Raw genomic sequence first — 26,124 nt, 5'->3', positions numbered from 1 at the left:
CACGGAGACCGCCGGCCGAAGGGTGCGTTCCGGCGAATCCGGGGCAGGCACAACCCGATACCCCGAGCCCGCGCACGACACCGGTCCGCCGCCGCACCCCGCCGCCCCTGACTCCGCAGAGCCCAGACCCGACACACCGCCCTGCCCGCAGACACAGCCCGGCCCGAACCCGGACCCACGCCCGCCCCACGCCGCAGCGCCGCGGCCAGGAAAACCCCGTCCGCCGACGGGCGCCCAGCCGCGCCCGGCCCCCGAGCCCCGGACCGCCTGAACGCGGCACGTCACGCACCGTGCGGCACGCGGCGGCCCGGACAACCGAATAACGAGACGACCAGATACCGGACAGAATCCACCGCACCGCACTGCGAGGACACACAGTGACCGACAGCACCGCACCACACCGCCAGGACGGCCCCGACTGGTGGCGGCAGGCCGCCGTCTACCAGATATACCCCCGCAGCTTCGCCGACTCCGACGGCGACGGCCTGGGCGACATCCGCGGCGTCACCTCCCGGGTGCCCTACCTCGCCGAACTGGGCGTCGACGCCGTGTGGCTGAGCCCCTTCTACCCGTCGGCGCTCGCCGACGGCGGTTACGACGTCGCCGACTACCGCAACGTCGACCCGCGCCTGGGCACGCTGGACGACTTCGACGAGATGGTCGCCGAGGCCCACCGCTTCGGCATCAAGGTGATCATCGACATCGTCCCGAACCACACCTCCAACGACCACGAGTGGTTCAAGGCTGCGCTGGAGGCGGGACCCGGTTCGCCCGAGCGGGACCGCTACGTCTTCCGCCAGGGCAAGGGAGAGAACGGCGAACTGCCGCCCTCCGACTGGCAGTCCAACTTCGGCGGGCCCGCCTGGACGCGGCTGCCCGACGGATGGTGGTACCTGCACCTGTTCGCCCCGGAGCAGCCCGACCTGAACTGGGACAACCCCGAGGTGCGCGCCGACTTCATCAGGACGCTGCGCTTCTGGTCGGACCGCGGCGTGGACGGCTACCGCATCGACGTCGCGAACGCGCTCGTCAAGGACCTCTCCGAGCCGCTCCGCGACGTCGGCGAGACCTCGATCGACCAGCAGATGGAGGTCGTCGAGGACGGCCAGCACCCGTTCCTGGACCGCGACGGGGTGCACGAGATCTACCGCGAGTGGCGCAAGGTCTTCAACGAGTACGACCCGCCCCGCGTCGGCGTCGCCGAGGCGTGGGTGAAGAGGGAACGCATGGTGCTCTACGCCAGCCCCGAGGGCCTGGGCCAGGCGTTCAACTTCGACTACCTGAAGACCGGCTGGAACGCCGCCGAGCTGCGCTCCGTCATCGACACCTCGCTGCACACCGCGCAGGAGGCGGGCGCTTCCGCGACGTGGGTGCTCTCCAACCACGACGTGATCCGGCACGCGTCGCGTCTCGCGATACCCGAGGGCGCCGACCACGAGGAGTGGCTGCTCAGCGGCGGCACCGAGCCCCCGCTGGACCGCGAACGCGGGCTGCGCCGCGCGAGGGCCGCGACCCTGCTGGAGCTGGCGCTGCCGGGCTCCGCCTACATGTACCAGGGCGAGGAGCTCGGCCTGCCCGAGGTAGCCGACATCGCGGAGGGGGACCTCCAGGACCCCGTGTGGGAGCGCAGCTCCCACACCCGCAAGGGCCGCGACGGCTGCCGCGTACCGCTGCCGTGGAAGCGCGAGGGCGACTCGTTCGGGTTCGGCGGCAGGCCGTGGCTGCCCCAGCCGCCGTACTTCGGCGAGCTGTCGGTCGAGGCGCAGGAGGGCCAGGAGGGCTCCACGCTGGAGCTGTACCGGGAGGCGCTGCGGCTGCGGCACAAGCTCGTCGGCTCGGACGAGTCGATGCAGTGGGCCGGCGACCCGGAGACCGCGGACGAGGACGTGCTGCACTTCGTGCGCCCCGACGGCTGGCACTGCATCACCAACTTCGGCACGGAGACGAAGCCGCTGCCGGAGGGCGAGCTGCTGCTGAGCAGCTCGCCCGTCGACGGCGGGCTGCCCGGCGAGACCACGGTGTGGCTGCGCCAGGGCTGACCCGGCCGCGCGGCCCGTAGCGCCGCTGCGGGCCGTGCGCGAGGAGCACTGACGGCACGGCAGGCCGGAGGGGATCAACCTCCCCGACGGTCTGCCGTGCCGTCGTGCGCGGCGGCCCCGGGGCGGCGGAGAAGCGGCCGCGGGACGCGGGAATCGCGGGTTGTGCCGCGGGCCGGGGGCGGCGGGGCCGGTTACTCGTCGACGAAGAAGCTGTCGTGCCGCACGCGGAACTCCTCCAGCTCCTGCCCGCCCCGGCGCGTCATCTCGGCGACGCGCTCGAAGTAGTCCTCGCGGGGCGCCCCGGGGGAGAAGAGCAGCAGCATGGAGACGGGGTCGTCCGAGGTGTTCTTGAACGCGTGCAGGCCGCCCACCGGCACGTACAGGAAGTCGCCCTGCCTGCCGGTGATCCACCGCTCGCCGTCGAAGAGCTGCATCTCACCGGAGAGGATGTAGAAGGACTCGGAGATCGCGCGGTGGAAGTGCGTGCTCGGGCCCGGTGAACGCGGCCCCAACTCCACCTTGTACAGGCCGAATTCGCCTCCGGTGCTCTCGCCGGTCGCCAGATAGTGGGTCTTGTTCCCCGTCCCGGACGACAGCTCCGGCTCCGTGTCGGCGGATCTGAACGCGGCGTTCACCTCGCCGCCTTCGCCGAGGTAACGGGGCGGGGGATATGTCAGCTCTGTCATGCGGTGCCCTCCTTTTCTCCGTTGTGATTCTCGCGCCGTCGCGCCGGTACGTCGTCGGGCCCGCGACCGGATGGCGGTACGGCGCGAGGCGGAGCACGAAGGGAGGACCGGCAGGCCCTGCACTAGTCAGAATGCTGACTAGCTTGACATTCAGACTACTTTGAATCCGTGACGACCAGGGCAGTTGACGAGGAACCCGCGGCATGGCTGCGCGGAGTGATCGAACTGGCGGCCGTGGCCGTCCTCGCGGAAGGCGACAACCACGGTTACGCGGTGGCGCAGCGCCTCGCCGAGGCAGGGTTCGCCCGGGTGAAGGGCGGGGTCCTCTATCCCGTGCTGGCGCGGCTCGAGTCCGACGGCGTCCTCTGCTCCACCTGGACGGCGGGAGAGAGCGGACCGGGACGGAAGGTCTACTCCCTCACCCCGGCCGGAACCGACTGGCTGGCGGCCCAGAGCGCCCGATGGGGCCGGTTCGCCGAGCGCATGGACGACTTGCTGAGCACAACCGCCGAGAAGGGCCTCAGGAGATGAAGGACGCCACCGGGACCCGGCCGCAGGAGGAGTTCGGCGATGTCGAGCGGTACGCCCTCAGCCTCGTCGAGGAGGGCGGCGCACGGCGCCCCACCCGGAAGGCCGTCAGGTGGATGCAGATCGCGGCGTGCTTCGTCCTCTTCGCTCTCGGCGTCCTGAACACCGACTGGGACGACCCCTCGCTGTTCGAGTACCTGCACCTGGGCACGATGGCGCTGATCGGCTGGTGGCTCGTGAAGAACCACCGCGACAAGTCGCAGACGAACCGGCCCCGTTCGGCACCAGGCGAGTGAAAGCGGAGGCAGCGACGTGATCATCTGGCTGAACGGCGCCTACGGGGCGGGCAAGACCACCACCGCCGGGGAGCTCGTCCCGCTGCTCCCCGGAGCCCGCCTCTTCGACGCGGAGCAGGTCGGCTACATGCTCGGGCACGTCGAAGGCCTCCCCGAGCTGGGGGACTTCCAGCACTGGCCGCCGTGGCGGCACCTCGTCGTCGAGACGGCGTCCCAGCTCCTGCGGTACGTGGGAGGCACGCTCGTCGTCACGCAGACCGTGCTCGTGCGGCAGTACTGGGAGGAGATCCGCGACGGCCTGGAGCGGGCGGGCGTGCCCGTGCGCCACTTCGTGCTCCACAGCGACCCGGCCGTCCTCGCCGGGAGGATCCGCGGTGACGCCCTGGAGAACCGCGACTGGCGCCTTGAGCATCTGGACGAGTACCGCGAGGCGCTGGCGTGGCTGCGCGAGGAGGCGTCGATCGTCGACACGACGCACCTCGGCCCCGGCGAGGCGGCCGGGGTCGTCGCGGAGCAGGCGGGAGAGCCGCCCCGGTAACGGCCCTCCGCCCTTCCTTCTAGCCCTTCGCCGGGGCGGGCCCCGTCAGTCCAGGGGCACCGGCCGGCCCTGCCGCGCGGACTCGTAACCGGCCAGCGCGACGCGCAGCGAGCGCAGCCCGGCCTCGCCGTCGGCGACCTGGACCCCGCCGTCCGCGGCGCCGTAGAGGAACGTCCGCACCATCGACCCGTCCAGGTCCGTGCCCCACGGCAGCAGCACGCCGCTGCGGTTGCGCTCGTCGAAGCCGGAGACGACCTGGCCGAAGGCGTCCATCTCCACCGTGGCCTTCTCGCCCACGAGCTGCAGTTCCAGACCGCCCCATGTGGGGTGGTGGTCCGGGTGGCTCCAGCTGCAGTCGATGGTGGCGACGGCGCCGTTGTCGTAGCGGACGGTCACGAGCCCGGCGGTGTCCACCTCCACCTCGCCCTCGTACATGAGGTTGTTGCTCTGCGCGTACACCTCGACGGCGCGCGCGCCCGCGAACAGCTCGTCGAGCAGGTCGGCGATGTGGACGGTGTGGTCCATCATGGCGCCGCCGCCGGCCAGCTCGGGGTCGACGAACCAGGCTCGGGCGCCCGCGGGCAGGCCGCCGTTGTTGGCTCCGGCCACGGTGAGCACCCGGCCGGTGCCTCCGCTGCGCACCGCCTCGCGCAGCGCCGTGTACGCCGGGCTGAAGCGGACGGGGTAGGCGACCCCCAGCCGCACGCCCGCCTCACGGCAGGCGGCCACCATCGCCTCACCGTCCTCGACTGTGGTGGCGAGCGGCTTCTCGCACAGCACGTCCACGCCGTGCTTGGCGGCGAGTTCGACGAGCGCGCGGTGCCGGGAGTTCTCGGACGCGACGATGACGGCGTCCGGCCCCCAGTCGAACAGGGCCTGGTAGGTGGGGACGTGGTCGACGCCGAGCTGCTCCGCGAACGCCTGGCCGCGTACTTCGCCGGGAGGCGCCGCGACGGCGTCGGGATCGCTGGTGAGCAGTTCGACGCCCGGCATGTCGCGGAGCAGCCGCGCGTAGCCGGCCGCGTGTACGTGGGCGAACGACAGCACTCCGACCTTCAACGGGCCACCTCCTGCGATTCGTTGCGTGCCTGCGGGCCGGGGGCGCCACCCGGGTGTGCGCCGGGGGCGCCGGTCTCCACCGAGACCCCCGTGCGCGCCGACTCGGCCGCGGCGACGGCGATCCGCACCGCCTCCAGACCGTCGCGCGCCGTCACCCGCGGCGCGGGGCCGCCGGTCACGGCCGACGCGAACTCCCGCAGTTCGGTGAGGAAGGGGCTCTCGGTCAGGTTCGTCGCCGGGATGCCCTCGCCGTCCGCGCGGCCGCCCTGGGAGATCACCCTGAACGCCTTCGTCTGAGCGGAGTCGTGCTGCAGCACGCCGTCCCGTCCGGCGACGCGGAACGTCGTGCGGAACTGCGCGTCCGGCAGTCCCCACACGCCGTGCACGTGGCTGATCGCACCGGAAGCGTGTGTGAGGACGGCCGTCGCCGCGGCCACGCAACCAGCCGGGGCGGGTGCCTCCTGGTGGCCGCGCACGTGTGCGTGCACGCGTACGACGTCGCCGGCGAGGAGCCTGGCGAAGTCGAAGTCGTGGATCATCTGGTCGACGAGGATGCCGCCGGAGAGCGTGGGGTCGGCGAACCACGGCGACCAGACCGGATAGGTGCCCGTGCGGGTGAAGCGGAGCACCGCGGGCCGGCCCACGGCACCGCGGGCGACGGCGTCGGCCATGGCGGCGTACTCGGGGAAGTACCGCACCACGTGGGCGGGGAAGAGCAGGACGCCCGCGCGGTCGGCTTCGCCGATCATCTCCTCGACGTCCCCGGGGGTGAGGGCGAGAGGCTTCTCGCAGGCGACGTGGCGTCCGGCGCGCAGCGCGGCGAGCGCGACCTCCCGGTGGGTGTGGGTGGGCGTGCACACGTCGACGGCTTCGCTGCCCTCCAGCAGCTCCTCCATCGTGCGGGCGACCCGGACCCGGCCGTCCGCGTGCTCCGCGGCGAGCCGCGCGCCGCTGTCGTCGTGCGTGAAGACGGTGACTCGGGCTCCCAGCTCCAGCCATGCGGGCAGATGGGCGCGGGCGATGCCGCCTGCGCCTATCAGCCCCACTGCGAGTTCCGGCATGTGGATACCGCTGCCTTCCTGTCGGTCGGGGCTTCGTGTCTGTCGGAGCTTTCCCGTGTTTCGGGCGAGCTGTGGAGCGTCCGGCGGTCCCGGCGCTCCACGGCCCTGGTCTCAGCCCTTCGATCCGCTGAGCGCGATGCCCTGCACGAAGTGGCGCTGCAGCAGGACGTAGAGGATCAGCATCGGAAGGCTGGCGATGACCGAACCGGCCATCAGGATCGGATAGTTGGTCAGGAACTGCCCCTCCAGGGAGATCAGTCCCGCGCTGATGGGCACCTTCGACGGATCGGTGTTGACCACGAGGGGCCACAGCAGGTCGTTCCAGGACCACATCGCCGTGATCACTGCGAGCGCCGCCAGCGCAGGCCGTACCAACGGCAGCATGATGCTCCAGAAGATGCGGAACGGCCCGGCGCCGTCGATGCGCGCGGCCTCCTCCAGCTCCCTGGGCAGCGCCATGAAGAACTGCCGCAGGAGGAAGGTGCCGAACGCGCTGAACATGCCCGGCAGGAACAGCGCGGGGATGCTGTTGAGCAGCCCCAGCCGCTGGATGATCTCGTGCTGAGGCAGCACGAGCAGCTGCGAGGGCACCATCAGCACGGAGAGGAAGACCGCGAACAGCACGTTCTTGCCGCGGAACTGGAGCCTCGCGAACGCGTAGGCCGCCAGCGAGCAGAACACGAGCTGTCCGAGGGTGCGGCCGACGGTGTTCATGAGGCTGTTGGTCAGCATCTCCGTGAACGGCACCGCGCTGAACACCTGCTGGAACGCGTCCCAGTTCCACTCGGAGGGCAGGATGGTCGGCGGTACCCGCACGGACTCCGGCATCGTCTTGAAGGCGGTGAGGAGCTGCCACACGAACGGGAAGACCATCGCCACGGCTCCCAGGGAGAGCAGCGCGTGGGTGGCGAGGCCGCCGAGGTCGAGGCGTCCCCGGCGCGCGCCGGGGCCCGTCCCCCCGGTCCGGGCCGCCGGCCGCGTCCCGGGCGCGGCGGGAGTGGTCGTCGCGGGCTCAGGCATAGTGCACCCACCTCTTCTGGAAGCGGAACTGCAGGTACGTCAGTGCGGCGATCAGCAGCATGAGGAGGAAGGCCAGCGCGGCGGCCGGGCCCTGGGCGTTCTCGTCGAACGCCCACTTGAAGAAGAGCGTGACGATCGACTGTGTCTCGCCCAGCGCGGGGTTCTCGGGGCTCATCATCACGAAGATCAGGTCGAACTGCTGGAGCGAGTTGATCACGCAGATGACCGACGCGAAGAAGATGCTGGGGCTCAGCAGCGGCAGCGTGATGCGGAAGAAGCGCCGTACCGGCCCGGCACCGTCGATCTGCGCGGCCTCGTAGTAGTCCCTCGGGATGGCCTTGATGCCCGCGGTGAAAATGATCAGGTAGTAGCCGACGTGCGACCAGATCATCACGGCGCCGATCGCGTACACGGCGGTCGAGGGGTCGGAGACCCAGTAGCGCCCGTCGATGCCGATCCAGGACAGCGCCTGGTTCACCATTCCGAAGTCGCCGTTGTAGAGCCAGTTCCAGACGAGTCCGACGGCCGCGGGCATCGTGATGAACGGCAGGAAGTACAGCGCCCTGTATACGGGGACGCCCCGCAGGCCCTTCCTGTTCATGAGTTCGGCGAGGACGATCGCGACGGGCAGCGTCAGAAGACCCATCCCCATGTAAAGCAGCGTGTTCCCGAGGGCCTGGCCGACGGTCACGTCGCTCACCACGCGCGAGTAGTTCTCACCCCCGACCCAGCTGCTGCCTCCGAAGACGCCGAAGGAGGTGAAGCTGAACCAGAACGTCTGGAGCAGCGGCCAGATGTAGAAGACGAGGAAGCCGAGCGCGATGGGGGCGATGAACAGGTAGGCCGACCGCTGCGAACGCCGCTTCGGCCGTGAGCTGCCCTCGCGCTGCCGCGCGCTGCTCGGCCGGCGGTCCGCGTGGGCCTTCGCGGCCGTGGAGGGGAAGACAGCCATGTCGTCACTTCTCCTGTTCCAGGGCGAGGTCCATCTGGCGGGCCAGCGTCCGGGACGCGTCCTCGATGCCGCCCTTGCCGGAGAACGGGCGTCCCAGCAGCTGAGGCTGGAGGTTCTCCCACACTGCTGTGCGCTTGGAGGAGGGGTACGGGACGGCGTAGTCGAGCATGTCGATGAAGACCTGGAGGTCGAACTCCGGCATGGACTTCACCCACGCGTCCTGCGTGCCGCGGTACGAGGAGATCGTCACGCCCGCCTCCGCCTGGATGAGGGCGGCCTTCCGGGAGCCGAGGAACCGGGCGAACTTCCACGCGGCCTCGGTGTTGCGGCTCTTGCCGGAGATCGCCGCGGCCAGACCGTGGATCGTGGTGGCGCGCTCGCGGCCCTTGGGGAGGACGGCGACGCTGCCGTGGTCCTTGATGGCGGGGGCGGCGTACATCTGGGACGCCATCGAGGAGAGGTCGTAGTTCATGGCGACCTTCTCCGACAGGTAGAGCTGGCGTCCCCTGGTGTCGGTCATCGCGCTCTGCGAGGGCGAGTGGCCCTTGTCGATGAGGTCCGTCCAGAAGCGCAGGCCCTCGATCGTGCGCGGATCGCCGAATCCGGACCTGCCGTCGCGGATCACGTAACCGCCGGCCTGCGCGATGGTGTTGTAGTACGTGTACTGCTTGCTCATCTCGGCGGCGATGCCGTGCACCCCGCGGCGCCGGTCGGTCAGCTCGGCCGCCGCGTCCCGGACGGTGTCCCAGGTCCAGCTCTCGTCCGGGTACTCGATGCCCTTCTTGTCGAAGAGCTCCTTGTTGTACCAGAGGCCGATCGTGTCGAAGTCCTTCGGCATCGCGTACCGCGTGCCCTTATAGGTGTACATCCGCAGCAGTTCGTCGGGGTGGACGCCCATGTCGAAGCCGTCGCGTTCGATGAACTCGTCCAGCGGCTGCAGCACGCCGCCCGCCGCGTAGAGCTGGAGGTTCACCGCGTTCATCCAGAAGACGTCCGGCGCCGAACCGCCGCGCATTGCGGTCTTCAGCGTCGTCCAGTACGAGGAGAACGGCGTCACGTGGATCTCGACGGCGATGTCCGGGTGCTCCGCCTCGAACGCCTCGATGACCTTCTTCGTGCCGGCGACCTGCAGCTGGTCCCAGAGCGCGTAGGTGATGGTCGTACGGCCGCCGCGCGAACCGTCCGCCGCGGAACCGCCGTTCGTACAGCCCGTGACGGCTGCGGCGGCGGGTGCCGTCAGCGCTCCGGCGAGCAGAGTTCTCCTGTGCATGCGCGCCTCCGAAGGGGCGAGGGGCGAGGGACGGGGGTAGGGACTCGGGGACCGGGACCCGGGGACAGGTGCCGGTCGGCCGCTGCCCTCAGCGGGCGACGGACGGCAGCGGGACGGTGGCGTCGGACAGCACGGCCTCGACGGTGTCGAGCGCCTTGCGGACGGCGCCGAGCGCGACGCCCTGCTCGCCCAGCGTGCTGACGGCGATGCGGGGCACGTGCATGTCGACGTCCACGGGGACTTCCCGCAGATGCCTGGTGAGCAGCGGGACCAGCGCCTGACCGACGGGGGTCATCCCACCGGAGAGGACGATCAGTTCGGGGTCCACGGCGAGCAGCAGCGCGCCGATCCCGGGGGCGAGGAAGGTCGCGTAGCGGTCGAGGACTTCTAAGGCCGCCGGGTCTCCGGCTGCGGACGCCCGCGCGAGCGCGGCCACCTCCGACTCCCCGTCGGCGCGTTCTCCGCGCCAGACGAGCGCCTCGTGGGCGCGCGACAGGCTCAGCCCCCGGTGGAGGCCCAACTCCCCCGCCACGCCCCGGTGTCCGCGGTGCAGGCGGCCGCCGAGCAGGATGCCGCAGGAGGTGCGGTGGCCGATGAGCAGGCACGCGACGTCGTCCACGAGCTGCGCGGCACCGCGCCAGTGCTCGGCCATCGTCGCCAGGTTGACGTCGTTCTCGACGAGTATCGGGCAGGGGAAGGCGTCCGCGAGCCTCCGCGCCAGCTCGAAGTCGGACCACTCCGGGACGATCACCGAGGTGAGGCGTCCGGACGCGTCCACGATCCCGGGGACGCCCACCGACAGCGCCCACAGTTCGTCGGCCCGCACCTTGTGGTCGCCGAGGAACCGCTCGATGCGGCCGCGCAGATACGCCAGCCGCTCCGCGCCCGACATCCGCGGGTCCACGTCCTCGCGTTCGGACGCCTGCACCTCGCCGGCCAGGTCCGACAGCAGCAGCACGACCTTGTGCAGGCCGATGTCGACGCCGACGACGCGGCCCGACTCCCCGCGGAAGCGGAAGCGCCGTGCCGGACGGCCCGAGCGCCCCGAGGCGTCGGGTGCCTCGGCCAGCCAGCCCTGCGCGGTGAGCTCCTCGACGACCTGGTCGACGGTGGGCCGGGAAAGGCCCGTGGCGGCGGCCAGTTGACTGAGACTCTGCGGTCGTCGCGGTCCCTGCGAGCGCAGGAAGCGCAGCACGGCGATGGTGTTCAGCCGCCGCAGAGCAGCCAGATCGTGGCCTCGCACGCCGAACACCTCCTGCCGGTCGGATTTTCTGATTGAGGACTGTTGCATAAATCAAGCCAGGCGTGAAGGCTTCATTCCGGAACTTATGAAGGACTCTTCGATATCCGGCTGCGGACGGGGGACAGACGATGGCGAGTGAGGATCTGCGCATCGGTGTCGTGGGCGTGGGCGAGCGGGCGAGCCTGGCCCTGCACGCCCACCGCCCCGGCGCCGGATCGCGGGTGGTGGCGTGCGCCGACCCGCACCCCCGCGGAGTACAGGCGGCGCGGGAGCTGTTCGGGCCCGGCGTCGCGGTGCACGGCGACCACCGGCCGCTGCTGGAGGCCGGCCTCGACGCGGTCATGGTCCTCACCCCCGACCACCTGCACGCGAAAGCGGTACTCGACGCGCTGCACGCCGGCGTCGCCGTCTTCGTCGAGAAGCCCCTCGCCGTCACCACGGAGGACTGCGACCTCGTCCTGCGCACCGCCCAGGCCACCGGGACGCGGCTCTACGTGGGGCACAACCTGCGGCACGCGCCTGTCGTGCGGGAGATGCGGCGGCTCGTCCTCGAAGGAGCCGTCGGCCGCGTGCGGGCGGTGTGGTGCAGGCACTTCGTCGGCCACGGCGGCGACTTCTACTTCAAGGACTGGCACGCCGAACGGCGCCACACCACGAGCCTGCTCCTCCAGAAGGGCGCCCACGACCTCGACGTCATCCACTGGCTGGCGGGCGGCAGCACCCGCGAGGTGAGCGCACTGGGCGACCTCGCCGTCTACGGGGACATCACCGACCGGCGCGACCGCGGCGGCGAGCGCATGAGCGAATGGCACGATCCGGAGGCGAACTGGCCGCCCACGGCGCTCACCGGGCTCAATCCCGTCGTGGACGTCGAGGACATCAGCATGCTCAACGGCCGTACGGACAACGGCGTCCTCGTCAGCTACCAGCAGTGCCACTTCACGCCGGACTACTGGCGCAACTACACCGTCATCGGCGACCACGGCCGGCTCGAGAACTTCGGCGACCTCGACGGCGCCGTCGTCAAGGTCTGGAACTCCCGCCGCTCCGGCTACCGCGAGGACGCGGACGAGACCGTGGCGATACCCCGGCCGCGGGACGGGCACGCCGACGCGCACGGCGGCGCGGACCGCCGGCTCGTCGAGGAGTTCCTCGAGTTCGCCGCGAACGGCGGCCCGACGGAGACCTCACCGGTCGCGGCCCGGGAGGCCGTCGCCGCGGGCCACGCCGCTACGCGCTCGCTGCGCGACGGCGGAGCGCCGGTACAAGTCCCGGCGCTCCCCGCGGAGTTGACGTCCTACTTCGCGCAGGGACAGCCGTCCGCCGACGGGACCGGCTGAGCTGGCGCGAGCGTACGGGCCCGGGCGCGGGCGTGCGGCTCCGGCTCGGTGTGCGGGTTCGGGGACCAGCAGGCGCGGTGGCCGCTCAGCCTCCGCCGCTGCCGGGCCGGGTCATGGCCAGGCCCGCGTCGGCGGCGGCGTCGAGGCGGTCGTCCACCAGGACGACGGTGCGTCCGGCGGCCGCGAGCAGCGAGGCGCCGATCGCCGCGCGCATCCCCGTCGCGCAGTGCACCCACACGACGCCGGGCGGCACCTCGCCGGTCCGGCCGTGCAGCTCGTGGATCGGGATGTGCACCGAACCCTCGACGAAGCCCTTCGCGCGTTCCTTTCCGCGGCGCACGTCCAGCACCACGGCCCGATCGCCCGGCCCCGCTCCCGTGCCGGACGCGGCGCCGGCGTCGGCACCGGCTCCGGCGCCGGCCTCGGCCCGTACGGCGGCGAGGTCCGCGAAGCTGCCCCGCTCGTACGACCCGGGCTTCTCGCCCTCCCGCAACCAGTCGTACGGCCCGCCCCCGGCGGCGGCCGCGGGGCGGTCGACGCCCACGCGGACGAGTTCGCGCTGCGCCTCCGCGACCTGCCCGGCGCTCTCGCCCAGCAGCGTCACCGGCTTGCCCCACGGGATCAGCCACGCCAGATAGGTCGCGATCTTCCCGTCGCACTCGAAGTTGTACGTGCCCGGGACGTGCCCCTCGGCGAACGCGGCCCGGTTCCGCAGGTCCACGATCCACTCGCCGTCCGCGAGACGCCGGCGGATCTCGTCGGCACCGGCCTCCCGCGGCGGTGTGAGGTCGACCGGCGCGGGCCCGGCGGCGTTCACCGGTCCCATGTGCGCGTAGTACGCGGGCACGTCGTCGAGGCCGGCGAGCGTCTCCGCGACGAAGGTCTCCACGTCCTTGACGAGCGCGTCGTTCCGCTGCCGCTCGTCGCCGATGGTGGAGGACTCGCCGTCCGCGGGGACGGAGGAGCAGAAGCTCCCGAAGCCGTGCGTGGGGAGCACCTCGACCTCGTCGTGCAGGGCCCCGGCCAGCCGCCGCGCCGAAGCGTGCTGCTCCCGGGCGAGCTGCTCCGTCAGCCGCGGCTCCACCAGGTCGGGCCTGCCCACGGTGCCCATCAGCAGCGAACCGCCCGTGAAGACCGCAGCCCCGCGTCCGTCCTCCTCCAGGACGTACGCCGTGTGGTGCGGGGTGTGACCGGGCGTGGCGACGGCGCGCAGCGCGAGTCCGGGGCAGACGGCGAACGTGTCGCCGTCCCGTACGGGGGTGCGGGCGAAGGAGACGGAGGCCCGCTCGGGCACGAGGTACCGGGCGCCGGTCAGGCGGGCGAGTTCCAGCCCGCCCGTCACGTAGTCATTGTGCAGGTGGGTCTCGGCGACGTACGCGATGCGCACCCCGCGCCTCGCCGCGGCGGCGACGACGCGGTCGACGTCCCTCGGCGGGTCCACGGCAACCGCGCAGCCGTGACCGCCGGCCAGGTAGCTCCTGTTGCCCAGTCCCTTCACTTCCAGGACGTCCACGAAGAACACGGCGCCGGCTCCTTCCCGGGACGGCCCGCGGGCCCGGGCCCTGCGGGCGGCCTCCTCCGGCCGGACGCTCCCCGCCGGCGCCCGGCCGCTCCTCACCCTGGCCGGGTGCCCGCCAAGACCGCGGGAAACCGGCCGGAGCTGCTCCGTCTCACCGGTCCTTTGCGGCCTGCTCGCCCTCCGCGACGGGGTTCACGCGCCGTCCGCGCGTCCGGCGGCGGCGGGGGCGCGGGCGGGAAGGTCTCGGTGTCCGCACGAATTCCCACCGGTGCCGCCTGACGGCACGGATCGGTGTACTTTGACGTGCCCTCGCTCCGCTGGGCGACTGTCACATCACGCATAGGCAAGAGGAACCCCCAACATGAAGCTGAAGCTGTTCGCGCTCGCCGCCCTGTTGATCGTGCTCGGTGCGGGCCTGTTCGTCTGGGAGCCCGCGGAGCCGGAGGCCGAGTGCGCGAAGGACCCGTCGAGGACTTCCGGCTTCATCGACAAGGAGAAGAACTGCCCGATATCCATCGAGAGTTACGACAAGATCAGGGAAGCGAAGTCCGGCCCCCAGTGGGACAACATCGGCGGGCTGGTCCTGATCCTCGGCGGAGTGGGCACCGCGATCGTCGCCGCTGTCCGGAAGCCCAAGTCGGACTGACGGCCGGGCGGCACAGCGCCGCCGGAGCCGCGGGCCGTCTGCGGACGGGCGCGGAACCTGCCGGGCGGCGCGTCCCAACGGGCCTGCGGGATCGGAGAGTTCGTCCCAAACTCCTGCCGCAGGCCACGCACTACTGCCGAGCCGTCGGACGCATGACCACGAGACCACGAGCGGCACACGACTACGAAACGGGGAGCAGTACATGAGGCGTTCACGTTCGCTCGCGCTCTGCGCGGTCGCGGCCTCCGCCACCGCGATGTCCGCTTTCGCCCAGCCGGCGTTCGCCACCGCCCGCCCGTCGGCGCAGGCGGCCGCACCGGTGGCGTGGTCCGCCGCCCACGGGGACGCCACGGCTTCCGGCACCAGGTGGACGGAGAGCGGCACACCGTTCCCGTCCCTGAAGATCGAGGGGACGCTGGAGAAGACAGGCACCGGCTGCAGCTCGCTCTGGGTGCAGTGGACCTTCGACCTCGTGACGGGCCCGCCGCAGAAGGTCGGCAGCCAGTGCGGCTCGGGCTCCGAGTCCGTCGCCACGTCGCTGCAGACGTACATGCCCACCACCACGGGGCGGGTCGCCGTCTGCGAGGGCGAGGACGGCACCTCCGACTGCGGCGCCTGGGAGTCCGTCACGACGTGGCCCGCCGGCCGCGAGGGCTGACGGCGCTCCGGCACCGCACTCTCCGGGTGCCGGATACGCGGTGACCGAAGACGCTGCCGTGAGCAGTGGAAGCCGCCGTGAGCACGAGAAGCCGTGAGGGGCGCCCGGAGATCCGGACGCCCCTCACGGCGAACCGTCGTTCGTGACCGCGGCGGTCACTTCACGTCGTTGAGCTCCTCGAAGTTCACCAGCCCCGTGTCCTCCAGGACGGTGATGTGGTCGAGGACGATGGCGTTCGCCCTCGTCGCGAGCGACCGGATCATCGAGTTCTTGGTCTGGTCGCGTACCAACCCCACGAGGCCGAAGACCACGCCGTGCTGCTTGCGGAGGTGGTCGACGAGGACCTGGTCGAACTCCTCGCCCTGCGCCTTCTCCATGTCGTCCAGGTACTCCTGCTGGGAGCCCGTGGGCTGCGTCGGGAGCGAGACGTTCATCGCGCGGCCGGCGGTGACGGCCCGCTTGTCCAACTCCGTGTGCCCGTCGACGAGATGGTTGCCGGCGATGCGCACCGACTTCCGCGTGCCCCGCTCCTGCGCCGAACGGCCGGCTGGCAGTTCCCACAGGCCCGCGGCCCGCACCTTGCGCAGGAAGTCCCGGTCCATGGCGGTCAGCGGACCGTACTCGGTCTTCCAGGTCCCCTTGCCGTCGTCCTGCCATGCGGCTCGTGCGATCGCACTCGCGCGGTTCCCCGCCAGCATGTCCGAAGGCAGTACGAGACCGGCGAGCGTCGCTACGAGCGCGATAACGATCAGTACCGTGCCGACCGCCCGGCCGGACGTCATGGCGAACCGCATCCGCCCCTCCTCTCCGCGCACACAGCAGAACGTGCGCGGCACGTCGACGATGTGCGTGACCAACTGGGCAAGACTCCGTCACGGCCGACCGCAACGTCTGCCGCGCACCGTAAGCCTGCTATGCGAGCGGCCCCATTGTGCCGTCCTTTCGCCGGGAAGGAACGCGATCTGCCCCACACTTGGCACAAAGGCAACAACCCTGAGCAGGAACGCCCGCTGTGCGCGTCCGGCAGCGAGCGCGCCCCGGCGCCGCACCGCCCGCGTAGCCCCCGCAGCGCCACCGCACCCGCCCGTGCCGCACCTCTACGGAGCGGCGGCCTCCGGAACAGCCGTTCCGGCCTTCGCCCTGGCGACCGCAGCGACCAACTGGCGCCGTACGTCCGCGCTCAGCGGCCCTCCCCCGGCGGTGCCGATCAGCTCGCCGGCCAGGCTGTGCAGCTTGGTGTTGGTGTTCTGGGACGTCGCGACGAGCACCTGCCAGGCCGAGCGGGGGTTCAGACCGAACGTGGCCATCAGCACGCCGCACGCCTGGTCGATGGTGGGCCGGGTCCGCATCGCCCGCCGCAGCTGGGCCAGTTCACGGTGCGGATCCAGCGCGGCGCCCTCGTGCGGATCCAGCGCGGCGTCCTCGTGCGGATCCAGCGCGGCGCCGTCGTACGGATCCAGCGCGGCGTCCTCGCACGAGGACGAGCCGTTCCGGCACGGCGGAACGACTGCCCGGGCAACGTTCTCCCCGGGAGGCGGTTCGCAGGTCGCGGACTCCTCCATGACTCTCTCTCCCTCCCCGGGGGGCTGCCGCCCCGGCCCGGACCCGCCCCTGACGGGCTAACACGCCCCTAGTTACACGAATTCTAATACGTGCAATTGAGTTCGTGAACGGCTGGTCGCTAGAGTCCGCCCATGACAGCCGCGCCCGAGCCCCACTCCGGATGGACGTTCCTGACCAACCACGCACGCGTGCTGGCGGTCATCGCCGACGACAACAGCGCCCGGATCCGCGACATCGCCGCCCGCTGCAGGCTCACGGAACGCGCCGTCCAGAAGATCATCTACGACCTCGAGCAGGACGGTTACCTCTCCCACACCCGGGAGGGACGCTCCAACACGTACAAGATCGAACCGGGCAAGGTGCTGCGGCACCCGTCCGAGTCGGGCCTGACGGTCGCCTCGCTGCTGTCGTGGCTCGTCAAGGACGAAGCCGACCGCAAGGCGCCTCCCGCCGGCTGAGGCCGCGCCGGGCGCGCGGCCCGCATGGCATGCTCCGTCCCATGACGGCGTCCGTATCCGGTGACTTCGAGCTGACCATGGACGAGTTGCGAGCCGTGACGCGTTACGTGGCGTGGGCGGCCGAGGACGTCCTCCCCGTCTTCGAGAGCGCCCACCCCGACGACCGGCGCCCCCGTGCCGCGCTCGACGCGGCACGGGAGTTCACCGCCGGCGCGAGAAGGACCAGGCTGCAGCGCGTCACGTCGCTGGACGCGCACCGCGCCGCCAAGGAAGCCTCCGGCGAAGCCCCGCGTCTCGCCGCGCGAGCCGCGGGCGACGCCGCGTCCGCCCCGTACCTGCACCCGATCGCGAAGTCCCACCAGGTCGGCCACATCCTGCGGGCCGCCGCGAGTGCCGCACGCATCGCGGAGATCCACGCGGGCGGCGACCCCACGGCCGGGGACGCGGCGATCGAGCGGGCACGGCTGCGCGCGACACCCGGACTGGTCGGCGTCCTGCGCCGGTACCCCCTCGCCCCGGCCTCCCCCAGCCGCGTCGGGCAGCTCATGACCGCCCTGGACGCCTCCCTGCGCTGAACTCCCCTTCCCCGCAACGGAGTCGGGCCGTACACGCCGGTGCCGTGCGTCCGTCCGGGAGGGGCCCGGGGCATGCGCAACCGTGACCACGCCCCCTCGCGTCCCTCCCCCCGACCATCGTCATCCGCGCGGGAGCAGCCATGAACGGCAAGGACGCCGAACAGACAGACACAGCGGGTCACGCGCCGAAGCCCTGGTGGGCCGGTATGGGCGCGCGGGGCGCCGCGGGACTGATCGTTTTCGGCATCCTCGCGGCCCTGTGGTCGTTCTTCGGCCATGCCACGGACAGGACCTGGCTGCCGCTCGTCCCGGACGAGCCGGCGTCCGGCTACTACCAGGCGGCCAAGATCGCCGCCATCGGCGTGGTGATCCTCGCGAGCCTCTGGATGCACCGGCGCCACACCACGGCCTCCGAAGAGCGGACGGGCGAGCAGGACCGCGACTGACCCGAGCCGCGTGCGGCCGCCGCGAAGCCTGCCGCGCTCGATGCCCGGTGGTCTTGCTCCTCGATCGAACCAGGCCCGGTCCGCCGCGAAGCGGCCCCGGTTGCTCCGCATGTGCCCGTTTGAGACAGGATCGTTCCTGGCCCTTGTACGGCGGCTCCGAGCCGGACAAAGATGATCAGCCATGCCCACCAGGACGCTGCGGATTCCCACCCCCGACGGTCAGGCCGACGCGATCGCCGCTCTCCCCGCGGGGAGCGGACGCCATCCCGGGGTGCTGCTGTACACGGACGCGTTCGGCGTGCGGCCCGTGCTGGAGGACATGGCCCGCGAGCTCGCCGAGCACGGCTACTACGTGCTCGTCCCCAACCTCTACTACCGGCGCGGCCCGGCGCCCGTGGTCGAACTCCCCCCGCACATCGGGGAAGAGGTACGGCCCGGGATCATCGGCGAGCTCATGCCCCTCGTCCAGGAACTCACCACCGAACGCGTGCTGCGCGACGCGGGCGCCTACCTCGGCTTCCTCACCGCACAGCCCGAGGTCGACGCCGGCCCCGTCGCGGTGACCGGCTACTGCGTCGGCGCCGCCCTGGCCATGCGCACCGCCACGGCCCACCCCGGCCGGGTGGCGGCCGTCGCCGGCTTCCACCCCGGGTTCCTCGTCACCGACGCGCCCGACAGCCCCCACCGCCGCATCCCCGACTTGACCGCCGAGGTCCACATCGGCCTCGCCGAGGGCGACTTGACGCCCGAGGCGCACGGCCGACTCGACAAGGCGCTGGACGCCGCGGGCGTCCGCTACAGCACCGAGGTCTACTCCGGCGCCGTCCACGGCTTCACCATGTCCGACACCGACGCCTTCGACCTCGCGGCCTTCCAGCGCCACTGGGACCGCCTCCTCGCGCTCCTCGACCGCACCCTGGGCGGCGGCTGACGGACGAGGCACCTCGCATCCCGGGGCCGCCCCCGAGGTGCAAGTCCGCGCTCCCCGTCACCGTCCGTAGGACAGGCGCCGCGGCGGCGGCCCCACGTCAGGGCGCCGGCCGGGCCGCTCGGCCGCGTGCAGCCGGCCCGGACCCGGTCCGGAGCGCGCGGCGAGGGCGTCGGCGAGGAGTCCGGTGGCGAACGCGTAGACCGTCTTGTGCAGCAGGTCCAGAGCCAGCTCCGCACGCGGCCAGGTCTGCGGTGGTGCGCCGACGCCGGTGGCGTTCTCCAGGATCTGGTCGTTCGTCACCCGCACCACGGCGAACTTCGCCGACGCCCAAGGCCCTCGCAGGCCGGAGTGCGCCATCACCGACCGCAGCACTCCCAGCAGGGCGCCCTGTCCGTAGTGCATGGCCCAGTTCACCGTGACGGGCTGACGCCCGCTGCGCTCCGCCATACCGGTCAGACGTTCCAGGGTGCGGGCCGGAACGTGGGAAGCGGGCCGTCCGGTGACGCGCTGCTCGATCTTCTCGGCGAGCGTCATCACCACGACTCCAGTCGTTCCCGCCACGAGTCCCTGCCACAGCGCGCGCTTGATCATGCCGCATGGGTACCCCCGCTCGGGGGGCACACCGCTCCGCCCGGGCGGACTCACACTGCTGGGCGCCGCCCGCCCCCCGAGCGGGGCTTGCGGCGGCGCGGACGGGTACACGGAGTCAGCCGCAGCCCCTCTGCCCCGTCAGGAGACCAGCCGCATGAGCAGCGAAGCCGCCCGGCCGTCCCCCTCCCGCGACGACCGCCAGGAGACGCGGCGGTCGCTTGCCGTCTGCGCGGTGATCGGGGCGGCGGCCATGGCCGCGGTCGACGAGATCGTCTTCCACCAGCTGCTGCACTGGCACCACTTCTACGACCGCTCCACCCCCGGCGTGGGGCTGCTGTCCGACGGGCTGCTGCACACGGCCGAACTCCTCGCCCTGGTCGCCGGGTTCTTCCTCTTCGCGGACCTGCGCCGGCGCCGCGCCCTGTCGGCCGTGCACGCCCGGGCCGGGCTCCTCCTGGGCATGGGCGGATTCCAGCTGTTCGACGGGATCGTCGACCACAAGGTGCTGCGGCTGCACCAGGTGCGCTACGGAGTCGACCTCGCTCCCTACGACTGGGCGTGGAACATCGCCGGGCTCGTCCTGTTCCTCACCGGCGCCCTTCTCACCGTGCGCGCCGGCAGGCGCCACCGGGGCCGGGAGGCGGCCGCGTGATCCCTCAGGTTGCCGCACCCGACGGCGGCCCCGGATACCTCGGTTCCTCGGCGGTCGCGGCGGCGCTGACGGCCGCTGCCGTCTACCTGCCGGCCGCCGCCCGGATGCGCGTGCGCGGGGACGCCTGGCCCCGCCATCGGGACGCCTCCTTCTCCGGCGGATGCGCCGCCCTGGTCTACGCGGCCGCCGGCGTGCTGCCCGGCGGACCCTTCACCGTCCACATGGCCCAGCACCTCCTCGTCGCCATGGCCGCCCCTCTCCTGCTCGCGGTCGGCCGCCCCCTGACTCTCGCCCTGCGGGTCCTGCCCGCCGGGCCGGTCCGCCGCGGGGTGCTCGCCGCGGCCCACTCCCGGCCTGCTGCCTGGCTGCTCGTGCCGCCCGTGGCCGCCGGCCTGGACATCGGTGGCATGTGGCTGCTGTACCGGACGCCCCTCCTGGCAGCCGCCCACCATCAGCCGGTGCTCGACGCGCTCGTGCACCTCCACGTCCTCGCCGTGGGGCTGCTGTTCAGCTTCGCCGTCTGCCAGCTCGATCCGGTACGCCGCCGTTGGAGCCCCGTATGGAGGGGCATCGCTCTGCTGGCCGCCGGCTGGGCGCACGCCAGCCTCGCCAAGTCGCTTTACGCGGCGCCACCGCCGGGCGTCACGGTCTCCACCGAGGATCTGCGCTCAGCGGCGCAACTGATGTACTACGGCGGCGACTTCGTCGAGGTCGCACTCGCAGTCGTCCTCGGCGCCGGCTGGTACGCGTCCGCCGGCCGCGCCCACCGTCGCGCGGTCGCCCGGCACAGCCGCGGCGGGAATGCAGCCTCGGCGCGGACATCGCATGGCGGGCCGCGCCGAAGTGGAATTCCGCTCTCTTCTCCTTCTTCGTACGGCGGCTGACGGGAAAGCGGAAACGGAACCACCGGGACACGGCAGGGAACGCAGCGGTCCGTCGACCGGAATGCGTGCCCCCGTTTTCTTTCCTCGCGCGCACCGAAGTCGCCCGCGTTCCGGAAGCGCGGTGCGATTCCCTGTCGCCACGTCACCGGACGGGCCCCCGGCCGGTTTTCTCTCTTGTTCTCCTGTCACCGGCTGCCGCTACGGTGGCCCGCATGAGCGACGACAAGTACTGGACTTCGGCACCGGACCGCATGCTGCGCGGCTCGATGGGACTGTGCCATCTGACGGTGTTCGAACCGCCGTTCACCGTCGACGCCCGCGACCTCCCCCCGCAGGACGCGGCGCGTGCGCGCGCCTTCGCCGAGTCGCTGGAGGGAATCGAGGAAGTGCTGGAGGATCTCGGCCCGCGCTCTGTGCAGACGCCGCTGCCCTCGGACGTGCGTGCCGACCTGGACGTGGCACACGCCGCGGCCTGGGGGAACATGCTGTCGATCGCGGACCCGGCGTTCGCGACCGACGGGAACGACGAGCCGCTGAGGTCGGCGGCGGGTGAGCTGCGCGAGCGGTTCCCCGACGCCCGGATCGTGGGCCGGGTCGCCTACCACGGCGGCATGGAGCACACCGAGGACGTCGTGTGGCTGCCGGACGGTGCGATGTTCCACGCCTCGGGCTGGTACGGGGAAGACCCCTTCGTCGTCACCGGCGACCCGGGGGCGGTGATCGCCTCCCTGGGCCTCAAGAGCTGGATGCTCGACAACGCCGGCGTCGACCTGGACGAGGAGGCGAACGAAGTCGAATGGGCGCGGCTGGCGGGTCTGGCGCTGGGGCGTTCGGATCCGTGGGGCTGGGAGCAGATGCAGACGACGGCGTTCCGCGTGCGGCATTCCGAGAGCGCCGTACGGAACATGGAGCAGCTCTATTTCGTCTGAACTCGTTATCTGTGGCCTGTGATTGACCGTACGTCAAGGTAGGGAATTCCGGTGTCGCCGCAGGGCTGACGGCGTCTAGAGTTATGGGCGGCGCGCACAGTCACGGGGGGCCTACGCGTCGCCAACGTCCCTCAAGGCCCCATGCGAGGGAAAGACAAGCTCTTGAATTTAAGATTCCGCATACCGTCCCGGTTGCGGTTCGCAGCCCGTTTCACGGCTGCCTTCGGCCTTGCCGCCGCTGTCACCGTGACCGGGCTTCCGGCCGTCGAGACCGCGCACGCGGCGGGCCCGCCGGTGACCGCGAAGTTCAAGCCCAAGTCGGGAAAGCGATGCGACACCCGCAACGGTCTCCCGGCCGCCTCCAGGACACCGCCGAACTCCGGGTTCCCCGACAATCCGACGGGGACCATCCACAAGGACAGGGCGCTTCCGAAGAACTTCGAGTTCGACCTCCCGGGGCAGGCGTACGACGGCCTCAAGGCCCCGACGGCCGCCGAGAAGTCGAAGGCGCTCTCCAAGGTCCCCGGCGACCCGGAGAAGAACGTGGCCGCCTGGAAGAAGGCCGCCGACGCCTCCGGCAAGCCGGCGGACCGCGCCATGGAGATCTACGCCCGTTACCTGGCGAACAAGGAGGGCCTGGGCTTCAAGCACTGGTTCGACAAGCGGTACATCCGCAACCAGGTCAACAACCACAAGGGTTCGGGCTTCGAGCGCCAACTCGTCCGCGACTACAAGCTGATCGGCCCTGACTGGCTGTGCGAGGTCACCGTCGAGCTGTTCGACGCCAACGGTGAGAAGGTGGGCGAGCGCCGGTACGACGCCTACAACAAGCGGACCAAAGAGTTCAACGAGTTCAAGTCGAACTCGAAGCTGACGGCGAAGCAGCTCGCGAAGGACCGGATCGTCGCGAAGTCGATGCCGGACCACACGTTCCGCTTCTCTGGCGCCAAGAAGTTCACCAAGGGCCAGGTCAACCACATCGACAGCCTCGAACGCGACGTACGGGCCATGCGCAACGGCAAGGCCGGCCAGGTCCGCGGCAACCAGCGGATGTACAACCCGGTACCCAGGACCACCCCGATCCGCGGATACTCCGACCACCAGCGCTGGTTCGCCCCCGGATGCCAGACGGGCGGCACGAGGCTGATGGCCGCCGGTGCCGGCACGTGCGGCACGAGGGGCCCGGCCAACCAGCGCGCGCTGTCCTCCGGCCGGACCCCGGAGGAGGCCAAGCGATACCAGGCGGACGCGCGGCGCCTCGACACCCGCGGCACCCTCCCCAGGGGCGGCCCGGGCGGCGTCGACTTCACCACCCTGGAGCTCCGCTACGTCGGCGGCCTGGAAAAGGGCAAGGGCATGACGTACTCGATGCGTGCCGACCAGATGCCCGATCCGGACGACGACCCGGGCTTCGGCGGCGCCGCGAAGATGCAGCTGGCTTCGGACGCGCTGTTCACGTGGCTCGCCCTGACGCCGGAGAAGTTCTGGGTGAACCTGAACCCGGACCAGCCCGACAAGATCATGGACAGCAAGTTCGCGTCGACCGACGCGGGCAGGATCCTGCTCGACGCCGACCTGGACATGAAGCACGACTTCGCCGCGGCGATCAACCCGGAGAAGTTCCCCGGCGCCAAGCGGTTCTGGGACTCCCAGCCCCGTGAGGACGGCATCCCGTGCTTCCCGGACGTGCGCCTGTGGATCGAGCCGGAGGTCGCGAAGGTCCGTGAGGAGAAGGGCGGCATCTACATCCTCGACACCCCGCTGAAGGTGTCGACGGAGTGGATGGACATGGACTGGTCCGCTCCCGGCGCGCACCAGTGCACCTGGACCGAGGCCGAGAAGCGTTTCAGCGAGACCAATCTGCGGCAGAACGTGATGCCCGAGGTCGTCAAACGCGTCAACAACCACCCCAGGTACGCCGACCTGCGGCGCGTCTACACCTCCCGGGTCGCCGCCGAGTACATCCGGCAGCAGGACGCGAAGAAGCCCACCGACTTCCACAAGATCATCAACAGTGACGACGTGAAGGCGTGGCCGCTGCGCGCGCCCAACGAGAAGTGGACCAAGCAGGGCACCTACGACCGCTACATGAAGTCCGCCCGCGAGGGCGTCGAGTGGTTCGAGCTGAAGTACGACGGCAAGACCTTCAACCAGGGGGTCGGCGGCGTCGACTTCTCGAAGCAGCCGAAGCGGAACATCAGCCGCACCCAGTTCGCCACCCAGAACCGGGACCTGGACAACACGACCGCCAACTCCCGCAAGTCCGACGACGCGTCGTACCGGGACACCGACACCCTGTACCTGGGGGCGGGCCCCGCGAAGGGCGGCAGTGATCCCGGCGGTGACGACCCGGGCGGCGAGGACCCCACCCCGACGCCCACCCCGTCGGACCCGGACAAGCCGTCCGACCCGCCGTCGACCCCGTCTCCGGACCCGTCGGCTCCGGGCAGCGGTGACGGCAAGCCGGCACCGCCCGCCGCGAAGGACCCGGACGGCGACCTCGCCGACACCGGGGCCGGCATGCCCGTGGGCCTCATCGCGGGTATCGCCGCCGCCCTCGCGGCGGTGGGCGGCACCCTCGTGTGGTGGATGCGCCGCCGCACCACCGCCGATGAGTAGGTGACCGAGTACGCCTGACGGCCAGGGGCTCCACCCTCAGGGGTGGGGCCCCTTCGCTTGCCCGGGCCGGTGCACCGGCCCGGGCAGCCCCGGCCGGTTGGTTCACTGCTCACCGGGAGACCGCGCAGCTCACTAGGCTGACCGGATACGCCGCGCGCAGCGCGCGAGAAGGGGGTGGACCCGATGGACCGTGTCGACACGATCGTCGTAGGTGCGGGCGTCGCGGGCCTGACCGCGGCACGTCTGCTCTCCCGGAACGGCCGGCGGGTCGTCGTGCTCGAAGCCCGCGACCGCGTCGGCGGACGCGTGTGGAGCGTCCGGGAGGGCGGGGTCACCACCGACCTCGGCGCGTCCTGGATCCACGGGATCACCGGCAGCCCCGTCGCCGCCGCTGCCGACGCCTTCGGGCTCAGGACCGAGGAGTTCACGGTCGGCGGATACCAGCCGTACAGCCGGCCCATGGCGTACTACGGACCGGCGGGCGTCCGCCTCACCGACGACGAGGTGCGCCGCTTCGTCGCCGACGTCGACACGGTGGACGCCGAGCTCGCCCGCGTCGTGGCCGCCGGCGCGCCGGGCAGCTCGTACGGGGAGGCCGTCGAATCGGCGCTTACCGCCCAGGGCTGGGACGCGGAACGCACCGAGCGGGTTCGCGAGTACCTGCGGCATCGCAGCGAGGAGCAGTACGGCGTCTGGATCGACGATCTCGACGCGCACGGCCTCGACGACGACTTCATCGACGGAGACGAAGTCGTCTTCCCCGACGGCTACGACGCTCTCGCGACCCACCTCGCGGCGGGACTCGACGTACGGCTGGAGCACGTCGTCAGCTCGGTGCGCTGGTCCGGCGAGGGTGTCGAAGTCACCACCGTCCAGGGCGAGTTCACCGCACGCCGCGCCGTGGTGACCGTCCCGGTCGGAGTGCTGAAGTCGGCCGCGTTCAGCATCGAGCCCCCGCTGCCCGAACCGGTGGCCGGTGCGCTGTCCCGCCTCGAGATGAACGCGTTCGAGAAGGTCTTCCTCCGCTTCCGTTCGAAGTTCTGGGACGAGGGGGTGTACGGCATCCGCCAGCAGGGCCCGCACGGACTCTGGTGGCACTCCTGGTACGACCTCACCTCCGCCCACGGCGTGCCGACGCTGCTGACGTTCGCCGCCGGACCCGCCGCCCGTGAGACGCGAGGCTGGGAAGAGGAAAAGATCGTCGACTCGGTCCTCCGCGAACTGCGCCGGCTCTACGGCGACCGCGTCGAGGAACCCGCCGGGATCCACGTGACCAGGTGGCAGGACGACCCGTACGCGCGCGGGTCGTACGCGTACATGACCGTCGGGTCGGCGCCCGAGGACCACGACCTCCTCGCCACCCCCGTGGGCGGCGTCCTCCACCTCGCGGGCGAGGCGACGTGGACGGACGACCCGGCGACGGTCAACGCGGCGCTCCGCTCCGGCCACCGCGCCGCCTCCGACGTCCTCGGCCGTGCCGTGCCGATCGAGGACGCTTGGGCCACCGGCTGAACCGTCCCGCCGGCCTCCCGGGCCCCCGCGGCGACCTAGGCCGTGTCTTCAATTGATCTTGTGTGGTGGATCATGGTCGGGTGATACGTCGCCATGAACTGTCCGATGA

General features: G+C 71.5%; 27 protein-coding genes. 16 read left to right on the top strand and 11 right to left on the bottom strand.

Going from position 1 to position 26,124, the window contains the following annotated elements; genetic code table 11:
• Positions 1-377: 377 nt before the first annotated feature.
• A complete protein-coding gene (locus IEY56_RS27005) occupies positions 378-2,039 on the top strand; it encodes a glycoside hydrolase family 13 protein (protein WP_189039906.1) in 1,662 nt (553 codons plus the stop codon).
• Between the two features lie 191 nt (positions 2,040-2,230).
• Here the strand turns inward: IEY56_RS27005 and IEY56_RS27000 are convergent, their stop codons facing one another.
• Positions 2,231-2,725: a cupin domain-containing protein gene (locus IEY56_RS27000; RefSeq protein ID WP_189039905.1), complete on the bottom strand. Its 495-nt coding sequence runs from the start codon at positions 2,723-2,725 to the stop codon at positions 2,231-2,233.
• A 168-nt stretch (positions 2,726-2,893) separates the two neighbouring features.
• Between IEY56_RS27000 and IEY56_RS26995 the strand changes: the two genes are divergently transcribed.
• The 3 genes from IEY56_RS26995 to IEY56_RS26985 are packed head-to-tail and all read left to right on the top strand — an operon-like array spanning position 2,894 to position 4,087.
• Positions 2,894-3,256: a PadR family transcriptional regulator gene (locus IEY56_RS26995; RefSeq protein WP_189039904.1), complete on the top strand. Its 363-nt coding sequence runs from the start codon at positions 2,894-2,896 to the stop codon at positions 3,254-3,256.
• The gene (locus tag IEY56_RS26990; RefSeq protein WP_189039903.1) at positions 3,253-3,549 is read left to right on the top strand and encodes a hypothetical protein; all 297 of its coding nucleotides are present in this window, start codon (positions 3,253-3,255) and stop codon (positions 3,547-3,549) included. Before IEY56_RS26995 ends, IEY56_RS26990 begins: the two co-directional genes overlap by 4 nt.
• Before the next feature lie 16 nt (positions 3,550-3,565).
• The gene (locus tag IEY56_RS26985; RefSeq protein ID WP_189039902.1) at positions 3,566-4,087 is read left to right on the top strand and encodes a P-loop nucleotide/nucleoside kinase family protein; all 522 of its coding nucleotides are present in this window, start codon (positions 3,566-3,568) and stop codon (positions 4,085-4,087) included.
• A gap of 45 nt (positions 4,088-4,132) precedes the next feature.
• Here IEY56_RS26985 and IEY56_RS26980 read toward each other — a convergent pair whose 3' ends face one another.
• From IEY56_RS26980 to IEY56_RS26955, 6 genes are all read right to left on the bottom strand, one after another.
• On the bottom strand, positions 4,133-5,146 hold the full coding sequence (locus tag IEY56_RS26980) for a Gfo/Idh/MocA family protein (protein WP_229712241.1): 1,014 nt from the start codon (positions 5,144-5,146) through the stop codon (positions 4,133-4,135).
• Complete coding sequence (locus IEY56_RS26975) at positions 5,143-6,207, bottom strand: Gfo/Idh/MocA family protein (protein WP_189039901.1); 1,065 nt, start codon at positions 6,205-6,207, stop codon at positions 5,143-5,145. The genes IEY56_RS26980 and IEY56_RS26975 overlap by 4 nt, the downstream gene beginning before the upstream one ends.
• A gap of 111 nt (positions 6,208-6,318) precedes the next feature.
• Positions 6,319-7,227 (bottom strand): carbohydrate ABC transporter permease, encoded by a 909-nt coding sequence (locus tag IEY56_RS26970; protein ID WP_189039900.1) that lies wholly within the window; start codon positions 7,225-7,227, stop codon positions 6,319-6,321.
• Positions 7,220-8,179 (bottom strand): carbohydrate ABC transporter permease, encoded by a 960-nt coding sequence (locus tag IEY56_RS26965; protein ID WP_189039899.1) that lies wholly within the window; start codon positions 8,177-8,179, stop codon positions 7,220-7,222. Before IEY56_RS26965 ends, IEY56_RS26970 begins: the two co-directional genes overlap by 8 nt.
• Positions 8,180-8,183: 4 nt before the next feature.
• Positions 8,184-9,449, bottom strand: a complete 1,266-nt coding sequence (locus IEY56_RS26960) for an ABC transporter substrate-binding protein (RefSeq protein ID WP_189039898.1) — start codon at positions 9,447-9,449, stop codon at positions 8,184-8,186.
• Between the two features lie 88 nt (positions 9,450-9,537).
• Positions 9,538-10,692: an ROK family transcriptional regulator gene (locus tag IEY56_RS26955; RefSeq protein ID WP_229712240.1), complete on the bottom strand. Its 1,155-nt coding sequence runs from the start codon at positions 10,690-10,692 to the stop codon at positions 9,538-9,540.
• Positions 10,693-10,820: 128 nt separating this feature from the next.
• On the opposite strand from IEY56_RS26955, the gene IEY56_RS26950 reads away from it, so the two are divergent.
• Complete coding sequence (locus IEY56_RS26950) at positions 10,821-12,032, top strand: Gfo/Idh/MocA family protein (RefSeq protein ID WP_189039896.1); 1,212 nt, start codon at positions 10,821-10,823, stop codon at positions 12,030-12,032.
• A gap of 85 nt (positions 12,033-12,117) precedes the next feature.
• On the opposite strand, the gene IEY56_RS26945 is transcribed toward IEY56_RS26950, so the two are convergent.
• A complete protein-coding gene (locus IEY56_RS26945) occupies positions 12,118-13,554 on the bottom strand; it encodes an MBL fold metallo-hydrolase (protein WP_189039895.1) in 1,437 nt (478 codons plus the stop codon).
• 358 nt (positions 13,555-13,912) lie between these two features.
• On the opposite strand from IEY56_RS26945, the gene IEY56_RS26940 reads away from it, so the two are divergent.
• Both IEY56_RS26940 and IEY56_RS26935 read left to right on the top strand, forming a co-directional pair.
• The gene (locus IEY56_RS26940) at positions 13,913-14,197 is read left to right on the top strand and encodes a hypothetical protein (RefSeq protein ID WP_189039894.1); all 285 of its coding nucleotides are present in this window, start codon (positions 13,913-13,915) and stop codon (positions 14,195-14,197) included.
• Positions 14,198-14,399: 202 nt separating this feature from the next.
• Positions 14,400-14,855, top strand: a complete 456-nt coding sequence (locus tag IEY56_RS26935) for a hypothetical protein (protein ID WP_189039893.1) — start codon at positions 14,400-14,402, stop codon at positions 14,853-14,855.
• A 155-nt stretch (positions 14,856-15,010) separates the two neighbouring features.
• Here the strand turns inward: IEY56_RS26935 and IEY56_RS26930 are convergent, their stop codons facing one another.
• Both IEY56_RS26930 and IEY56_RS26925 read right to left on the bottom strand, forming a co-directional pair.
• Positions 15,011-15,712, bottom strand: coding sequence for a DUF4142 domain-containing protein (locus tag IEY56_RS26930; protein ID WP_229712239.1), 702 nt, complete (start codon positions 15,710-15,712; stop codon positions 15,011-15,013).
• A 240-nt stretch (positions 15,713-15,952) separates the two neighbouring features.
• Positions 15,953-16,417: an ANTAR domain-containing protein gene (locus IEY56_RS26925; protein ID WP_189039892.1), complete on the bottom strand. Its 465-nt coding sequence runs from the start codon at positions 16,415-16,417 to the stop codon at positions 15,953-15,955.
• Between the two features lie 132 nt (positions 16,418-16,549).
• Between IEY56_RS26925 and IEY56_RS26920 the strand changes: the two genes are divergently transcribed.
• From IEY56_RS26920 to IEY56_RS26905, 4 genes are all read left to right on the top strand, one after another.
• A complete protein-coding gene (locus tag IEY56_RS26920; protein ID WP_189039891.1) occupies positions 16,550-16,876 on the top strand; it encodes a helix-turn-helix transcriptional regulator in 327 nt (108 codons plus the stop codon).
• A 41-nt stretch (positions 16,877-16,917) separates the two neighbouring features.
• The gene (locus tag IEY56_RS26915; protein ID WP_189039890.1) at positions 16,918-17,451 is read left to right on the top strand and encodes a putative immunity protein; all 534 of its coding nucleotides are present in this window, start codon (positions 16,918-16,920) and stop codon (positions 17,449-17,451) included.
• A 140-nt stretch (positions 17,452-17,591) separates the two neighbouring features.
• A complete protein-coding gene (locus IEY56_RS26910) occupies positions 17,592-17,897 on the top strand; it encodes a hypothetical protein (protein WP_189039889.1) in 306 nt (101 codons plus the stop codon).
• 181 nt (positions 17,898-18,078) lie between these two features.
• The gene (locus tag IEY56_RS26905) at positions 18,079-18,828 is read left to right on the top strand and encodes a dienelactone hydrolase family protein (RefSeq protein WP_189039888.1); all 750 of its coding nucleotides are present in this window, start codon (positions 18,079-18,081) and stop codon (positions 18,826-18,828) included.
• A gap of 57 nt (positions 18,829-18,885) precedes the next feature.
• Here the strand turns inward: IEY56_RS26905 and IEY56_RS26900 are convergent, their stop codons facing one another.
• The gene (locus IEY56_RS26900; RefSeq protein WP_189039887.1) at positions 18,886-19,419 is read right to left on the bottom strand and encodes a hypothetical protein; all 534 of its coding nucleotides are present in this window, start codon (positions 19,417-19,419) and stop codon (positions 18,886-18,888) included.
• Between the two features lie 154 nt (positions 19,420-19,573).
• Here IEY56_RS26900 and IEY56_RS26895 point away from each other — a divergent pair, with 154 nt between their 5' ends.
• The 5 genes from IEY56_RS26895 (at position 19,574) to IEY56_RS26875 (ending at position 26,015) form a co-directional block, all read left to right on the top strand.
• Positions 19,574-20,071 carry a DUF2243 domain-containing protein gene (locus tag IEY56_RS26895; protein WP_189039886.1) on the top strand — a complete coding sequence of 166 codons (498 nt, stop codon included), beginning with the start codon at positions 19,574-19,576 and terminating at the stop codon, positions 20,069-20,071.
• On the top strand, positions 20,068-20,955 hold the full coding sequence (locus tag IEY56_RS26890) for a cytochrome c oxidase assembly protein (protein WP_229712238.1): 888 nt from the start codon (positions 20,068-20,070) through the stop codon (positions 20,953-20,955). The genes IEY56_RS26895 and IEY56_RS26890 overlap by 4 nt, the downstream gene beginning before the upstream one ends.
• 212 nt (positions 20,956-21,167) lie before the next feature.
• The gene (locus IEY56_RS26885; protein ID WP_229712237.1) at positions 21,168-21,884 is read left to right on the top strand and encodes a DUF6333 family protein; all 717 of its coding nucleotides are present in this window, start codon (positions 21,168-21,170) and stop codon (positions 21,882-21,884) included.
• Positions 21,885-22,130: 246 nt separating this feature from the next.
• Complete coding sequence (locus IEY56_RS26880) at positions 22,131-24,503, top strand: hypothetical protein (protein WP_189039884.1); 2,373 nt, start codon at positions 22,131-22,133, stop codon at positions 24,501-24,503.
• A gap of 183 nt (positions 24,504-24,686) precedes the next feature.
• The gene (locus IEY56_RS26875; RefSeq protein WP_189039883.1) at positions 24,687-26,015 is read left to right on the top strand and encodes a flavin monoamine oxidase family protein; all 1,329 of its coding nucleotides are present in this window, start codon (positions 24,687-24,689) and stop codon (positions 26,013-26,015) included.
• Positions 26,016-26,124: the final 109 nt, after the last annotated feature.

Origin of the sequence: Streptomyces daqingensis (genome assembly GCF_014645895.1) — a bacterium.
Classification (GTDB): domain Bacteria; phylum Actinomycetota; class Actinomycetes; order Streptomycetales; family Streptomycetaceae; genus Streptomyces; species Streptomyces daqingensis.
The sequence above is the reverse complement of the archived record's forward strand: the minus strand, read 5'-3'. Positions and strand labels throughout refer to the sequence as shown.

Bases quoted from the DNA above. Each gene is read 5' to 3' on its own strand.
- IEY56_RS26885 (WP_229712237.1), top strand. From the start codon at position 21,168: ATGAGCGACGACAAGTACTGGACTTCGGCACCGGACCGCATGCTGCGC.
- IEY56_RS26920 (WP_189039891.1), top strand. From the start codon at position 16,550: ATGACAGCCGCGCCCGAGCCCCACTCCGGATGGACGTTCCTGACCAAC.
- IEY56_RS26900 (WP_189039887.1), bottom strand. From the start codon at position 19,419: ATGATCAAGCGCGCGCTGTGGCAGGGACTCGTGGCGGGAACGACTGGA.
- IEY56_RS26940 (WP_189039894.1), top strand. From the start codon at position 13,913: ATGAAGCTGAAGCTGTTCGCGCTCGCCGCCCTGTTGATCGTGCTCGGT.
- IEY56_RS26925 (WP_189039892.1), bottom strand. From the start codon at position 16,417: ATGGAGGAGTCCGCGACCTGCGAACCGCCTCCCGGGGAGAACGTTGCC.
- IEY56_RS26950 (WP_189039896.1), top strand. From the start codon at position 10,821: ATGGCGAGTGAGGATCTGCGCATCGGTGTCGTGGGCGTGGGCGAGCGG.
- IEY56_RS26915 (WP_189039890.1), top strand. From the start codon at position 16,918: ATGACGGCGTCCGTATCCGGTGACTTCGAGCTGACCATGGACGAGTTG.
- IEY56_RS26970 (WP_189039900.1), bottom strand. From the start codon at position 7,227: ATGCCTGAGCCCGCGACGACCACTCCCGCCGCGCCCGGGACGCGGCCG.
- IEY56_RS27000 (WP_189039905.1), bottom strand. From the start codon at position 2,725: ATGACAGAGCTGACATATCCCCCGCCCCGTTACCTCGGCGAAGGCGGC.
- IEY56_RS26905 (WP_189039888.1), top strand. From the start codon at position 18,079: ATGCCCACCAGGACGCTGCGGATTCCCACCCCCGACGGTCAGGCCGAC.
- IEY56_RS26975 (WP_189039901.1), bottom strand. From the start codon at position 6,207: ATGCCGGAACTCGCAGTGGGGCTGATAGGCGCAGGCGGCATCGCCCGC.
- IEY56_RS26965 (WP_189039899.1), bottom strand. From the start codon at position 8,179: ATGGCTGTCTTCCCCTCCACGGCCGCGAAGGCCCACGCGGACCGCCGG.
- IEY56_RS26875 (WP_189039883.1), top strand. From the start codon at position 24,687: ATGGACCGTGTCGACACGATCGTCGTAGGTGCGGGCGTCGCGGGCCTG.
- IEY56_RS26990 (WP_189039903.1), top strand. From the start codon at position 3,253: ATGAAGGACGCCACCGGGACCCGGCCGCAGGAGGAGTTCGGCGATGTC.
- IEY56_RS26935 (WP_189039893.1), top strand. From the start codon at position 14,400: ATGAGGCGTTCACGTTCGCTCGCGCTCTGCGCGGTCGCGGCCTCCGCC.
- IEY56_RS26960 (WP_189039898.1), bottom strand. From the start codon at position 9,449: ATGCACAGGAGAACTCTGCTCGCCGGAGCGCTGACGGCACCCGCCGCC.
- IEY56_RS26895 (WP_189039886.1), top strand. From the start codon at position 19,574: ATGAGCAGCGAAGCCGCCCGGCCGTCCCCCTCCCGCGACGACCGCCAG.
- IEY56_RS26910 (WP_189039889.1), top strand. From the start codon at position 17,592: ATGAACGGCAAGGACGCCGAACAGACAGACACAGCGGGTCACGCGCCG.